Source organism: Heliomicrobium sulfidophilum (genome assembly GCF_057715735.1).
In genome coordinates, this window is record NZ_JBVTZZ010000004.1 from 417517 (window position 1) to 431674 (window position 14158).

Genomic DNA, 14158 nt, shown 5'->3' on the forward strand with positions numbered 1-14158 from the left:
GTTTTTTGTGCTGTAATATAGCTGATTGTCAAAGGCAAGCGCGCTGAAATATGTCGGCAGTATGAGCCTGTATATATGACCATATACCCTAACAGTAAGAACCAAATCGAAGACGCCTCTCCTTTTTGTTGGAGAGGCGTCTTTATACGTTTGTTTTCAATTACGTTTTTTATGTTTATTTTATGTTTATTAGATGCCATTGGCAATGCCAGTGAAACACCCTGCTTGGTTTAGAACTTTCGCAACAATGCGATGACCTTGCCGAGGATATGGACCTCCTTGATTAAAATGGGGTCCATAAAGTCGTTTTCTGGCTGCAGCCGGTAGTACTCCTTTTCCTTGAAAAAACGTTTGACTGTCGCCTCATCGCCGAGGAGGGCCACGACGATGTCGCCGTTGTCGGCTGTCTGCTGCATGCGGACGATGACGAGGTCGCCGTCATGGATGCCGGCGTTGATCATACTTTCGCCACGGACGGTCAGGATGAAGACCTGTTCCGAACGGATAAAATCCAGCGGAAGGGGGAAGGTATTTTCAATATTCTCAGTGGCAAGGATGGGGCGACCGGCGCTGATTCGTCCCAGGATGGGGATGTCGATGATGGGGCGCTTGATGCCGTCCTCATCGTCGGGCGCCAGCACTTCGAGGGCCCGTGGCTTAGCGGGGTCACGGCGGATGAAACCGGCTCGTTCCAGGCGGTTTAAATGACCGTGAACGGTGGAACTGGAGGTCAGGCCAACGGCGTCGCCAATCTCTCGGACAGAGGGCGGGTAGCCGCGGCGGCGGATCTCCGTGCGGATATACTTCAAAATCAACTTTTGCCGTTCGCTCAACTCGAACATCAAGAGGGGCCCTCCCGAATAAGTCCGTTTTTCCGCCAATTATTATAACATCTTTACAAGTAATCATTCAATTCACGGAAATAGGCCTTATCTTTGGAAAAACATATTGCCATCGCGCGCTGTCGTATGAATTCATTGGAGATGCGCAAGATAGCAAAAGACACCCTATTCTCAGTGGCGGGAGGTGAATTCCGGCGGAGAGCGCCTTTTCCGCTGGAAAAAACGATTTGAGGCTTAACGACGATAGGGCGAAAAAACCTCGTGTGGCCTACTTTTGCATGGAATACGGCCTAGACCCCACCTTGCCCATCTATGCCGGCGGTCTCGGCGTATTGGCTGGCGATTACCTGAAGGCGGCCTATGACCTGGGACTGCCGATGGTGGGCATCGGCATTCTCTGGAACCAGGATTACACCCATCAGTACATCGGGGAAGACGGCCGCCCCTACGACAAATACCCCAACTTTACCTTCGATTCGGTGAAAGAAACAGGCGTAACCGTCAAGGTACGGGTGCGGGGGGCCGATGTGGTCTGTAAGGTCCACAAAGTGGAGACGTTCGGCAATGTGCCCCTTTACCTACTGGATACGAATTTCCCCGGCAGCGAGCATGGATGGATGACGAACCGTCTCTACGGCGGCGCTGCCCAGGACCGGGTGGCGGCGGAGATCATTCTGGGGGTCGGCGGCATCCGGGCTTTGCGCGCCCTAGACATCAACGTCGATGTTTACCACATGAATGAAGGACACGCGGTTTTTTGCGGCCTGGAGCTGATCCGGGAAAAGATGCGACAGGGCATGTCCTATAAAGACGCCTGGAGTGAGACTCGAAAGCAGATTGTCTTCACTACCCACACGCCAGTGGAAGCGGGAAATGAGGTCCACAATCACGACCTGCTCCAGCACATGGAGGTCTACAACGGACTGACCTACGAACAGACCCGCGAAATCGGAGGCGACCCCTTTAATATGACGGCAGCCTCCCTACGCCTGTCTCATATTGCCAATGGTGTTTCCAAGCTGCACGGGCAGACGGCCTGCCACATGTGGAAAGACATTCATGATGCCGCCTGCATCATCTCCATTACCAACGGCGTGCATCCGCAGACCTGGCAGGACGAGGGGATCCGCGACGCCTTTGAGCGCAAGGGCGATCTCTGGGCGGCTCACCAGGCGAATAAAGTCAAGTTGATCGACTATATCGAAAAGCACTGCCACACCCGGTTGAATCCGGACGCATTGCTCGTCGGCTTTGCCCGCCGTGCGGCGCCCTATAAGCGCAGCGACCTGATCTTCCGCTCCTCCGAGGTGATCGAGCCGCTGCTGATGGAGGGCAAGATCCAACTCGTTTTTTCCGGCAAAGCCCATCCTCAAGACGGCATTGGCAAGGACATCATCCAGCAGTTGGTGCGCATGTCCAAAAAGTACGGCCAGAGTGTCGTCTTCATCGAAAACTACAACATGGAAGTGGCGCGCTACATGGTGCGCGGCTGTGACGTTTGGCTGAACAACCCGCGCCGCCCCTTGGAAGCGAGTGGCACCTCGGGGATGAAAGCCGCCATGAACGGGGTGCTTAACCTGAGCGTCGTCGACGGCTGGGTGGGCGAGGGGCTCCAGCACCGGGTGAGCGGATGGCTGCTCAATCCCATTCTGGAAGCGAATCTGAATGAATGGGAGCAGGACGAGAAAGACTTGCGAGAACTCTACCGGGTACTTCTCAATGAAGTAATCCCGACGTACTATCATGACCGGCAACGGTGGATCCAGATGATGCGCGCAAGCATTGACATGTCCCGCTGGCAGTTTTCGTCCCACCGGATGATCCGCGAATACTACGACGTGATGTATGAGGTGATCCGTTCGGCCCAGGACCTGGACATCCCCTCCATGCCGATGGGGGTCTATGTCGATCCGGAGCATCGGGGGTATCCGTCGCCGTAGCGATGACGATCGAATAAATGGCAAAACAGAAAATAGGCGGTAAATAGCGTCTTCCCCAGGACCTAAACCGAAAGGCGCCGCTGAGTCTGCTAGCCCAAAAAGGATTATAAGAAGAGAAACCGCGACAAGGAGCCGCAGTTTCTCTTCTTCTTTGCTCATTTTTCAGATATTTTATTTGACCTTTAGCGCCCGGACTATCGCCGTCGCCGCTTCGAGACGCGACACGGGCTGATCGGCAGCGATCAGGCCACCGTCACCCGGCATCAGGCCCAATCCCCAGGCGATGGCCACATACCCCTTCGATTCAGCAGGGAGGGAAGCGGCGTCTTCCTGGGGAAGCTGGTAAATCGACTGGAGTCGCGCGGCTGGTTCGAGTTTGAGCATCCGTACCATCCACTTGGCCAGCAACTCCCTGCTAACGGGATCGCCAGCTTGCACCGGCTCGGTCAGCCAGCCGAGGGAGCGCGCTTGCTCCATGATCTTCGCGTCGGAGGGTTTGTCTTCACGGAAATAGTCGGGGCGGGAGATGACCATCGCCCGGAGGATGGACACCGCCGAGACTTGTTCATCGGGATGCAAGGCATCGCCATACTCGCGGAAGGCGTTCATCTGACCTAAGAGATTGATTTCCGTCGCCAGGGGGCTTTGGGGAATATCGGTGAATCGGAAGCCATTGCGAGGAGGATCAAGCGGTTTGCCGTCAAACTGGAGCGGTTGACCGGAGTGAGCGTCGATCATCTCATAGAAATAGCCGTTAGGCCCGTCCTGGGCGAGATAGACCAGTTTGATGGGAGCTTCTTTTCCCGGTTCGGCATCGCCGTTGACATAGGTGAGGGTGAGGGGACGGTATTTCAAGAATGCGTCAACGGCGCCAGAGGGACCGAGAATATTGACGGGGGAGGCAAACTTACCCGATGGGGACCAGCGCATCGAATACCGTGTGACTTGTTTGGTTTTCGTGTTCACAGAAAGGGCGATGTAATTTTCCGGATAGGCGATGTTGTCAATATACCGGCGGTAGGTGAATGAATGGAATGCCGGCGCCGCGTCTTTTGCGAGAATGGGCATAGGTTCAATCGCATTGGCGTCCAGGCGAACTTTTGAGACATAATCGGGCTGAATCTTTTGCATAAAGGCTTCGACAATTTTTTGGGCTTCTTCGCGCGTCAGATTGCCGCCCGGCTGGTTGTAGTCATTGGGATCGGAAAAGGTGAATTCGATCAGTTCCCCGGTGACGGCATTTACCTGGGCCGAGATGTAGAGCCCCGGTTGTTGCTTGCCGGGGGATGCTTCCCAATCAAACCCCCAGGCATACTGATCGTCGAAGTATTTGCCCAGGTGGGCGCCTCGCAATTCGGCTTCCTTCGGGAGTTCAAACCACTTCTTCACAACCGCAAGGGCCTTATCTTGCGATAGCAGTTTGTTGGTTGTCTCCACTTCTTGTTTTTCCTGGGGTGACAAATCGGGGGCGGCTCCCTTGCTTCCCATCATCATTCCGCCGCCACCGCTGCGGCCGTACATCCAGAAATGATCGGGATGCTTCACCGGCTGACCGGTAAAGGCGTCAATTTGACCGTTCGAGGGGTGTTGCAAGCGATAAATCAACTGGGATTCCTTGGCCGCTTTGCCATCGGGGGTGCGGGGGGTGTAGTATTGCAATTCGAGCATGCCCGCTTTTTCATAGATTTCGCGTGCTTTTTCAGGAGCGATGACGCCTTGGGAATCAGGTAGGCTCTGCTTGGCCCAATTCACCTGATAACTCAGGATATCGCCGTTGTTGGCGTCCACGTCGACCATGATCGAGTTGCCGGGGAAAGGAACGCCTTTGTAGGTGCGTTGCCACACGAAGTTGTAGCGCTTGTCCATCTCGGGGCGGATGACCTGGCCGTTGAGTCCGTCGATATGTAACGTCAGATCAGCTAGTTTTGTCGGATTCAACTGCTCCACCAGGCGCCGGGCCTTTTCCCGCGCCTTGTCCACCGAGAGGGAGGGGAAGAGGGTTGTTCGATCAGCAGGCATTTTCTCCAGCCATCGGTTCATTGAGATAATCTCTCCGGAAACCGCATCGATGCTGACTTCGAAAAATCCAGGAGTCGTCTCCGGTCGCCAGGTCAGATTCCAAAAAGCCTGATTCCCATAACCATTAAAATTGGATTGAAAAACAGTGAATTCGGGGGGAACCGGAAAGAATTCCTTCGCTTTCACCAGCGCCTGCTCAAGGGTCACCGGCGCTTTTTCCGGGGAGACAAGTCCTGTCTTGCTTCCTGAGGCTGCCATGACTCGAATGGCGTCAGCGTCGGCGGCAACTGCAACGCCAGCAGGCATGGAGGCTGTGAGCATACAGAGACTGAGGCATCCAGCCAGGCAGCGACGTAAGGTTTGCCGTTGCACCATGGTCGTTCACTCCTTATTGTGGTTTACTTCGGAAATTCTTTACATAGTATTGACGACGGATCGGGTGTAAAGGTTTCAGCGGATGAGATTTTTTCAGGACTTTTTTCAGAAGGCTTTATTAAGCAGAGATCTAAAATCGCATCAAGATGCTCGTTGCGTTGCGGTGTGAGCGTGTTAAGGCATGAGATGGTATTTGTTGGCTCATAGGCTAGTTTACATAATGTGTTTGGCGGCTACGAGGGAGCTGGATCCGGAGAGTTGGCGTCTGAGTCAAATGAATGATTTTTGAGGGAAAAAGGTCCGCTCTAAATGCTCTAAACATCCGATAGGGGTATAAACGCAGAGTCAGCACGCTTAGATCGCCCGTCCGGGATGATTCCATTTCTTTTAAATGCCCAATGTCAGCTTAGCTAACGTCTGTCTCAAGTAACCAGCTATGGTGGCCGGCGTTTACAGACGGTTGTTTATAAACGGTGATGGACAATCGCGATCAAACTCTGAGCAAGCGCAAAGTCTTAAGGGAACACAGGAAAGATGAACATGAAAACTGGAGGACCGCTGGCAGAATAAACTCAATAGTACGAGAAGAGAAGTTTATGGGGATAAGATTTACGAACGCGGCGCTAACAGACTAAAATGAAGGCATCATACAATACTGGGCAGTTCAAGGAACAGAACGATAAATGCCGGCAAACGGGTAAAGTTGAGTCGTGTTTAAAGATCCGATCATCTAGTTCGCATAATCGATATTATGTAAACTAGAAAATTCTTACGTGCTCTAGACTTTCCAGCGTTCAAAGGTTTTCTCCCAACGGCCTGTCGTAAGCGTCAAAACGGTCGTTCCGATTTCTATAAAGGTCAGAACTTTATCGACTGCTCCTCATTTTAAATTTTTTCCGTGCATTGATCTTACTTACCGATCGGACAACACTTGATACACCGACTACACCCCTCACACTTCCGCAAGTCCACCTCTCGTCTCTCCTCTGGCGCTTGCGGGCAAAGGCGCAGGCAGACTCCACAGTCTGTACAGCCAACGCCTTCATGCTTTGTCTGAGGAATCGGCAGCCCCCCTTCCACCTCCACCCCGGTGATCAACATCCGCGGACCAAACCGTGGGTGGACGAGCAGTCCGAAGGGTGAAAGGTTGCCGAGACCGGCCGCTTCAGCCAGTTCAGGCAGGTTGGTCTTCGGCGAGAGGGATGTGTAGATGCGAAAGCGCCGTCCCTGGGCGCGCAGTACCCGTTCCAAGTCGAGCAGGAAGTCATGGCTGTCGTGAAAGGCGTTCAGATCAAACTCATCGCCTTTCCACTTAAAGATGAAAATGGTAATCTCCCCTACGTGCCCGGCGTCATCAGGCCGCTTCAGTACCTCTTCCAGTGAAGGTAAGGGCTGGCGGTTGCGGTTTCTCCGCGCTTGCCGGCGCTGCCACCAGGCGTGCGGGTCCCGTTTGAACAGTAGCAGGTTCGGAATCATGGTGCCGAAGAATTCGATGGCGGCTCCGTTTTTGATTACACCCTGAAAGCGAATATCTCTTCGACTCATATTGATATACCCCCTAGAGGTAACTTTGTCTACTTTTTATTCCACACGCAGGGGGGATTTCCTTCCACCGTCCGCTGACCGCTGCTTTTCAAGTAAAAATATTTACCCCCATAAAATAACTATCACTAGGAATTTTACCAAGGTGTCGAAAAAATTGACATATTGACTGCAGCGGGCGCTCTCCAGCGTCACCGATCAACTCTCTCGCTCTTTGTCGGAAATGGAACGCAGCTTGGGCTCCATCTCCTATGACATCGTCCCGCAGCCGGCAACTCAAGGAAGAGTTTAGTCCCGGCTTCGACCGCTTCGTACCAACCAGCGGCTCTCTGACCTCCGCGATAGGACCCACTATTCCCTCTCATCGTCCATTGCCAAAAAAATGGCCCCGGCTCGTCGCCGGGGCGTCATGTTTACCTTATGAAACGGCAATGTACCCGCTATGCCGTTGCACCTTGGTTTCTAAACCTGCGTCTCGCAGGTGGGCGTCTCACGGCACGTTTTTGCCTTCCAATCAACGTTGGCCTGGCAGCCACTGCCGGTGTTGGCTCCCGAATGTTTCCTGTAGGTTAGAAACATTCATGGGCTGACGAACACGGCAGGCACATTGCTGTTCGACGTCATTATACCACCTTTGCCCCGCTTTGTGAAATGGAAAATTAATTGAATTTCCAGTCACCGTGTCTTTTTCTCTAAGATTTCCAGTGTCTCCCGGAGTTCCCGCAGCCGCTCGCCGTAGCCGTTCCAGTCGCCCGCTTTCAACCTCGCGTCGGCATCATCATAAAGCTGTCGCGCACGGGCGGCCAGTTCGGGAACCGACTGTTCAGCGGGCGCGGGCGGCGCAGCAGGTTGCCCTGGAGCGGCCGGCTGCCCCGGTACTGCCGGCGGCGCACCCGGCTGGGCAGGTACTCCTTGCCCCGGCGGCCTGGCGGCGGCGCCTTGGCCGAAAATCCGTTGCAACGCCGTATCCAGGTTTTCCTCCATGACGACGCGCTCACCGAAGATGACGATGACCCGACGCAAGGCCGGCAGTTTCCCTTGCTCCGATTGCAGGAATAAGGGCTCGATGTAGAGCAGGGAATCGTTGATCGGCAGGACGAGCAGGTTGCCCCGGATGACCGAGGAGCCCTTCTGGTTCCACAAGGTCAGTCTCTGGGAGATCTCCGAGTCCTGGTCGATGCGCGCCTCGATTTGGGCGGGACCATAGACCAGTTCCTGTTTCGGGAAGGTGTAGACGAGGAGGTTGCCGTAGTTGGCGCCATCGTTGCGCACCGCCATCCAGGCGATCATGTTCTGTTTCTTTGACGGCGTAAAGGGGATCATGAGGATGTATTCCGGAGTCGTCTGGCCCGGCAGGCGCATCAAGGTGTAGTAGGGCTCGATCTCCCGCTGCTCCTGGTCGCTCACCCGCGTTGTGGGGATACTCCACTCATCCTCTTTGTTGTAGAAGACACCCGCGTCCTCCATATGGTAGGTGGCATAGACGCGCGACTGGATCTGGAACAGTTCTTCCGGGTAACGGATGTGATCGCGCAGCGTCGCCGGCATCTCCTCGAGCGGCCGGAACATGCCCGGGAAGATGGCCGCGTAGCTACGAATGATTGGATCATCAGGGTCGCTGAGAAAGAAAGTCATACGGCCGGTATAAGCGTCCACAGTCGCTTTTACGGAATTCCGGATGTAGTTGCCCACACCATTGACTGGCTGCGAAAAAGGATAGGCCTTCGAGACGGTGTAGGCGTCGACCATCCAGACGAGACGCCCGTCTTGGATCACCAGGTAGGGGTCCTTGTCAAAGCGTAAAAAGGGCGCCACCATCTGCAGGCGGTCGACGATGTTCCGCTTCATCAGGAGACGGCTCTCTGGCAGGAGTTCCGACGAAAGAAGCAATTTCATGTCGCCGAAGTAGGCGGCATAGACCAGCTTCTGCAAGAAGGAACCGACAGGCAGACCGGCATCCTCCTGATAGGTTGTGTAGACGTTTTCATCGCCTGAGGGGTAGTCGAACTCCTTCGTCGCCGTCTTGACGATCACATAGTCGCCTTCCGTCTCGCCGAAGTAGATCTCAGGACGGGTGATCGCCACGCTCGGTGAGGCCGGCTTCGGCGGGATGTCTTTTAAGAAAAACTTCGGCAACCCCTCCGAGGACACCTCGTTAACGGGGCTCATGGCGACGCCGTAGCCGTGGGTGTAGAGCAGGCGCTGGTTAATCCAGGTCTGAGCCGCCTCAGGCAATGCCGCTGTGTCCAGTTCCCTCGCCGCCAGCATGACCTGGCGCTGAGCCCCATCGATGCGGTAGCGGTCGATGTCGATCCCCTTGAACTTGTAATAGAGGCGGATCTCCTGCAATTGGCTGTAAGTCTGCTGTAGCGGTCGCCAGTCCCAGAGGCGCACATTGGCCATCGTATCGCTGTTGGCGACGATGTCGGCAGCCGTCAAGTCGTTTTTAACGGAGAAAGGCTGAAGTTGGATCCGGTCCAGGTCAAAGGCCTGGCGGGTGAATTGAATATTCATGTCGATATAGGGTTTTTCCATGACGAACTCGTTCGGCTCCACCTTGAACCGCTGAACCAGTTCCGGGTAGATGGCGCCGACGAGGATCGAGGCAGCCGCAAGTAGGCCCACACCATAGGCGGCCCAGCGGATGCGCCGGCGGACGAGGGCGAAGACGAGCATGACCGCCGTGATCAGGGCAATCACCGAGAGGATCTGATAGGCCGGCAGTTGGGCGTGCACATCGGTGTAGCTGGCGCCGAAGACGACGCCGCGCGGCGAATAGACCAAGTCATACATGTCCAACCGGTAGCCGAAGGCCTTAACCAGGAAAAAGAGGGCGCCGATTCCGGCCAGGTGGAAGCGGGCGCGCGGCAGTTCCCCCCAGCCGACCTTGCCGAAGCCCAGGGTGTTCGCCGTCTGGTAGACGAGCACGAGCAAGATGGCCGTGACGACGAGGATAAACTGGACAACACCGTAGAGGTACTCCAACAGGGGCAGTTGAAAGACGTAAAAGCCTACGTCCAGTTGGAAGAGGGGATCAGCAATGCCGAATTTCTCGTTCTGAAGCGCCAACAGCAGCGTCTGCCAGCGGTTTTGGGCTAACTGGGAGACAAGCAGGGCCGGCAGAAAGCTGAGCAACAGGAACGTGTAACGAACCTTTTCCGGGTGTAGCCAATCGCTAAGCGTAAACAGCCGGGGGCTTTCTTCCGCTGTCGTCCGGGCGTACTGCAAAGCCTTGTCGACAACCTCGCGGGTCAGGCGCAGGTTGAAGAAGAAAAAGAGAAAAGCCAGCAAGCCCGTGCCGATGATCAGGCCCCACGTGGTGGCGTAGCGGATGAACCAGAGGTCGCCAAACCCTTCCGAACCGAACCAACGCCATTCCACATAGAGCCGGAGCAGCGTGGAAAGCAGGGGCAATAGAACAAAGAGAACCGCCAGGAAGGCTGCGCCTCGAAAACGGCGATGTTTCACAGTCAAGGGACCATTCCTTTCCCAGGTGTGGAAAATGGATGCCCTTCACATGGGGCATCCATATCTGTTAGTTTTTCATGTGATTAGATTCCGTATACCGATTCTTCCTTCAACACGCCGATGCCCTTTTCCAGGAGGGCGCGAATGGCTTCGTCCAAACGCTCGACACGGAAGACGACCAGCGCCTTGTCATTCGTTTTCTGGGGCAGCGCGTAGCAGTATTCGATGTTGATCTCGGCGCCGGCCAGGATGTCCAGGACTTCGGCGAGACCACCGGGATGGTCAGGGATTTCCACGGCGATGACGGCTGTTTCACTCACTGTAAAGCCGGCTCGTTTCAGCATCAGGTAGGCGGCGTCGGGCTGGTCGACGATCAGCCGGAGGATGCCGAAATCGGTCGTGTCGGCGATGGACAGCGCCCGGATGTTGATTTTCTCTTGGGCCAGCACCTTCGTCAGCATGGACAGGCGGCCCGATTTGTTCTCCAGAAAGACGGAGATCTGTTGCACCTTCATAGGTTGCCCTCCCCTTCCCTGTTTTTATATCTTGGCACTAATTTTGCTTGCGCTTGTCGATGACCCGCTTGGCCTTGCCTTCGCTGCGCTCGATCGATTTTGGTTCGACGAGGCGGACGCGGGCCGTAAGGCCGAGCAGGCTTTCCAACTCTCGCTGGATCGTCCGTTCGATCTTTTCCAGGTTGCGCACTTCGTCGGAGAAGAGTTTGTCCGAAACCTCCACCCAGACCTCCAGGGTGTCCAGGGTGCCGACCCGGTCGACGACGAGCACATAGTGAGGCTCTGTCAGGCCGAGCTTGAGGAGGACGCTCTCCACCTGTGACGGGAAGACGTTGACGCCGCGAATGATGATCATGTCGTCGGTACGGCCGCTGACTTTTTCCATCCGCACATGGGTCCGGCCACAGGGGCAGGGTTCGGCGTGCAACACCGAGATGTCGCGGGTGCGGTAGCGGATGACCGGGAAGCCTTCTTTGGTGATGGTGGTGAAGACGAGTTCCCCTTTTTCCCCGTAGGGCAGCGGCTCTTCGGTGACAGGGTCGATGATCTCGGGGATGAAGTGGTCTTCAAAGATATGTAGGCCGTTCTTGACGGGGCATTCGCTGGCGACGCCGGGGCCGATGACCTCGCTGAGGCCGTAGATGTCGATGGCCATGATCTGCAAGCGGTACTCCAGTTCCCGCCGCATCTCTTCTGTCCAGGGCTCGGCGCCGAAGATACCTGCTTTGAGGCGCAGCTTTTCACGAGGGATTTTCATCTCCTGGATCGCTTCGGCGAGGTAGAGGGCGTAGGAAGGGGTGCAGGCCAGGATGGTGGCGCCGAAGTCCTGCATCAGCTTGAGCTGGCGCTGCGTGTTGCCGCCGGACATGGGCACCACGGTGGCGCCCAGCTTCTCGGCGCCATAGTGGATGCCGAGGCCGCCGGTGAAGAGGCCGTAGCCGTAGCTGACCTGGACGACAGAGTCAGCGTCGCCGCCGGCGCAGGCCAGGGTCCGGGCGGTCACTTCCGACCAGGAGTCGAGGTCTTTGCGGGTGTAGCCGACGACGATCGGGTTGCCCGTGGTACCGGAAGAAGCGTGGACGCGGACAATGTCCCGCATGGGCGAGGCAAAGAGGCCGTAGGGGTAGTTGTCACGCAGGTCCTGTTTGACCGTAAAGGGCAAACGCCGCAGGTCCTCCAGGCTCTGCACGTCCATGGGGGACAGTCCGGCGGCCTGCATCCTCTCCCGGTAGGCCGGCACATTGTGATAGACCCGCTCCACAAGGACTTTTAATCGTTGGAGTTGCAACGCCTCCAGTTCTTTGCGGGCCATCGTTTCCATTGGTTTGTTCCAGATCATGGGTCACTCTCCTCAGCTCGACTTTTTCAAAATATGTTTCTATGATGATTTGGCGGCGGCCAGCCGCTCAAAGGCGAGGAGTTGTTCTCGGGTGCCGAACAGGATGACCATGTCGTCATCTTCCAACCTTTCCGTCCCTTGCGGGTTCGAGATGAGGTGGCGGCCCCGGTAGATGGCGACGACCATGGCGCCCGTCTCTTCGCGAATGCGGGCTTCGGCCAGGGTCTTGCCGATTAATGGAGAAGGGTTTTGTAAAACCATCTCCTCCATGCTGAATTCATACTCTCGGTCATGCAGGACCGTGTCGACATAATCGACGCTCACCGGCTTCAAAATCGACATGGCCATCCGCTTGCCGCCGATGACGGCGGGAGAGACGACCTTGTCAGCGCCGGCGCGGCGGAGCTTCTCCTCCGATTCCAGGCGGTCAGCCCGGGCCACCACCAGCAGGTCGGCCTTCAAGCCTTTGGCCGTCAGCGTGATGAACACGTTGTCGGCATCCGTCGGCAAGGCGGCCACGACACCCCTCGCCCGCTCGATGCCGGCTTCCAGCAGCACGGCATCATCAAGGGCGTCTCCCAGCACATAGAGGAATTTGCCCTGGACGTACTTTTCCAGCACATCCTCGCGGGAGTCGACGACGACAAAGGGGACGTTCTCGCGGGATAGCTGTTCGGCCACCTGCCAGCCGACCCGGCCGGCACCGCAGACGATGATGTGGTTGTTCAGTTTGGCGATCTTGTTCTTCATGGCGCGTTTCCCCCAGAGATTGGCCAATCTTCCTTCCACGACATAACCGGCGATGATGCCGATGGCGTAGGCGACGATGCCGACGCCCAGGGGCATGATAGCCAGAGTAAAGATCTGTCCTTCTATCGTCTTCGGGAGACGGTCGCCATAGCCGACGGTCAACAGGGTGGTCTCCGTCAACCAGGCTGCGTCAAGGAGGCTGAACTCCTTTTCGAAAAAGAGGATCCCTAGGGTACCGAAGACCATGAAACCGATGATCGACAGGGTGGCCCATTTGATCTGGCGGGATTCCATGGGTCTTATCACACTCCGGCGGCTTGTCGCGACTGTCTGGCCATCGCCATGGCCCGGTCAAGATTGGGCAGCACCCATTCTGGGATGGGGACGCTCCCCGGCTTGAAGGGGGCAAAGGGGCCGTGGTAATCGGTCCCTCCCGTCATGATCAGGTTCTTTTCTTCGGCCATATGGCGGTAATTGCGAACCCATTCTTCTCGGTGGGGACCGTAGTAGCCGTAAAAGACTTCGATGCCTACGGGGCGGAGCAGCAATTCCGGCAGCAGCGACTGGGTGCGGATCAGGCCTGGGTGGGCCACGATGGGTACCCCGCCGGCGGCCTGGATCAGTTCTATGCCCTGGTCAAAGCTGTTGAAATCGTAGTTGACATGGGCCAGACCGTCCCGAGAGAGGTAGAGGCGAATGAATTCCTGGGCCGGGTGGGTCAGGAGGCCGCCCAGGTAGAGGGCGTGGACGATGTGGCCTTTGCTGATGGCGCCCCGCGGATGGGCAATGGCCGCCACGTCTTCCCAGGCGAGGGGGATGCCGAGTTTTTGCAGATTGCGGACAGTTTGTTCGGCCACCACATTGCGGGCCTGGCGGAGTTCAGCCAGGCGCTGCAAGAAGGGTCCGTATGTCAGGTCCATGCCGTATCCGAGCAGATGGATCTCATCCCCTGCGTATGTGACAAGCAGTTCCACGCCAGGGATGACGCGGATGCCTTTTGTTTCGGCGGCGCCGGCGATCTCCAGGCAACCTTCGATCGATTCGTGATCGGTGATGGCCAGTGTGGTCAAACCGGCTGTTGCGGCCATGTCGAGCAGTTCCATGGGGGTGTGCAATCCGTCGGAGACTGTTGTATGCAGATGAAGGTCGATGGTCATAGGCGTTTCCCCTGTCTCCGCGTTTTCCTTCATGTATTCCCTGTGGAAGAGAAAAAAACCTTTTTTCATAACGCAAAATCCGGTAAAGACGATAAAGGGAGACCGCATGACAGAGTTTCCTCCGCTGAAGCGGTCTCCCCAAATATGTTGGATAAGCAGTATTCTTCCCATGAACATAGCGCTTTAAGAGCGGTATTGAGAAGCTCTAGCG

Annotated in this window: 9 protein-coding genes and 1 other RNA gene; 1 reads left to right on the top strand and 9 read right to left on the bottom strand. The window is 56.2% G+C overall.

Annotation, left to right across the window (positions count from 1 at the left end; translation table 11 throughout):
* Nucleotides 1-230 precede the first annotated feature (230 nt).
* On the bottom strand, nucleotides 231-842 hold the full coding sequence (gene lexA / locus AC0CW1_RS03635; protein ID WP_488181717.1) for a transcriptional repressor LexA: 612 nt from the start codon (nucleotides 840-842) through the stop codon (nucleotides 231-233).
* A gap of 278 nt (nucleotides 843-1120) precedes the next feature.
* On the opposite strand from lexA, the gene glgP reads away from it, so the two are divergent.
* Nucleotides 1121-2782, top strand: a complete 1662-nt coding sequence (gene glgP, locus AC0CW1_RS03640; protein ID WP_488181718.1) for an alpha-glucan family phosphorylase — start codon at nucleotides 1121-1123, stop codon at nucleotides 2780-2782.
* 171 nt (nucleotides 2783-2953) lie between these two features.
* Here glgP and AC0CW1_RS03645 read toward each other — a convergent pair whose 3' ends face one another.
* The 8 genes from AC0CW1_RS03645 to AC0CW1_RS03680 form a co-directional block, all read right to left on the bottom strand.
* Complete coding sequence (locus AC0CW1_RS03645) at nucleotides 2954-5176, bottom strand: YcdB/YcdC domain-containing protein (RefSeq protein ID WP_488181719.1); 2223 nt, start codon at nucleotides 5174-5176, stop codon at nucleotides 2954-2956.
* Between the two features lie 909 nt (nucleotides 5177-6085).
* Nucleotides 6086-6721 (bottom strand): DUF362 domain-containing protein, encoded by a 636-nt coding sequence (locus AC0CW1_RS03650; RefSeq protein WP_488181720.1) that lies wholly within the window; start codon nucleotides 6719-6721, stop codon nucleotides 6086-6088.
* A 427-nt stretch (nucleotides 6722-7148) separates the two neighbouring features.
* Nucleotides 7149-7326, bottom strand: a non-coding RNA gene (ssrS, locus tag AC0CW1_RS03655) — 6S RNA.
* Between the two features lie 67 nt (nucleotides 7327-7393).
* Nucleotides 7394-10186 carry a UPF0182 family membrane protein gene (locus AC0CW1_RS03660; protein WP_488182107.1) on the bottom strand — a complete coding sequence of 931 codons (2793 nt, stop codon included), beginning with the start codon at nucleotides 10184-10186 and terminating at the stop codon, nucleotides 7394-7396.
* A gap of 83 nt (nucleotides 10187-10269) precedes the next feature.
* Nucleotides 10270-10701: an amino acid-binding protein gene (locus AC0CW1_RS03665; protein ID WP_488181721.1), complete on the bottom strand. Its 432-nt coding sequence runs from the start codon at nucleotides 10699-10701 to the stop codon at nucleotides 10270-10272.
* Between the two features lie 37 nt (nucleotides 10702-10738).
* Entirely contained in the window at nucleotides 10739-12040 is a 1302-nt protein-coding gene (locus tag AC0CW1_RS03670) for a phenylacetate--CoA ligase family protein (RefSeq protein ID WP_488181722.1), read from the bottom strand.
* 39 nt (nucleotides 12041-12079) lie between these two features.
* Nucleotides 12080-13084 (bottom strand): potassium channel family protein, encoded by a 1005-nt coding sequence (locus AC0CW1_RS03675; RefSeq protein ID WP_488181723.1) that lies wholly within the window; start codon nucleotides 13082-13084, stop codon nucleotides 12080-12082.
* 8 nt (nucleotides 13085-13092) lie between these two features.
* Entirely contained in the window at nucleotides 13093-13947 is an 855-nt protein-coding gene (locus tag AC0CW1_RS03680; RefSeq protein WP_488181724.1) for a PHP domain-containing protein, read from the bottom strand.
* Nucleotides 13948-14158: the final 211 nt, after the last annotated feature.

Excerpts from the sequence above, each read along its gene's own strand:
- lexA (WP_488181717.1), bottom strand. The coding sequence starts at position 842 with ATGTTCGAGTTGAGCGAACGGCAAAAGTTGATTTTGAAGTATATCCGC.
- glgP (WP_488181718.1), top strand. The coding sequence starts at position 1,121 with ATGGAATACGGCCTAGACCCCACCTTGCCCATCTATGCCGGCGGTCTC.
- AC0CW1_RS03645 (WP_488181719.1), bottom strand. The coding sequence starts at position 5,176 with ATGGTGCAACGGCAAACCTTACGTCGCTGCCTGGCTGGATGCCTCAGT.
- AC0CW1_RS03650 (WP_488181720.1), bottom strand. The coding sequence starts at position 6,721 with ATGAGTCGAAGAGATATTCGCTTTCAGGGTGTAATCAAAAACGGAGCC.
- AC0CW1_RS03665 (WP_488181721.1), bottom strand. The coding sequence starts at position 10,701 with ATGAAGGTGCAACAGATCTCCGTCTTTCTGGAGAACAAATCGGGCCGC.
- AC0CW1_RS03670 (WP_488181722.1), bottom strand. The coding sequence starts at position 12,040 with ATGATCTGGAACAAACCAATGGAAACGATGGCCCGCAAAGAACTGGAG.
- AC0CW1_RS03675 (WP_488181723.1), bottom strand. The coding sequence starts at position 13,084 with ATGGAATCCCGCCAGATCAAATGGGCCACCCTGTCGATCATCGGTTTC.
- AC0CW1_RS03680 (WP_488181724.1), bottom strand. The coding sequence starts at position 13,947 with ATGACCATCGACCTTCATCTGCATACAACAGTCTCCGACGGATTGCAC.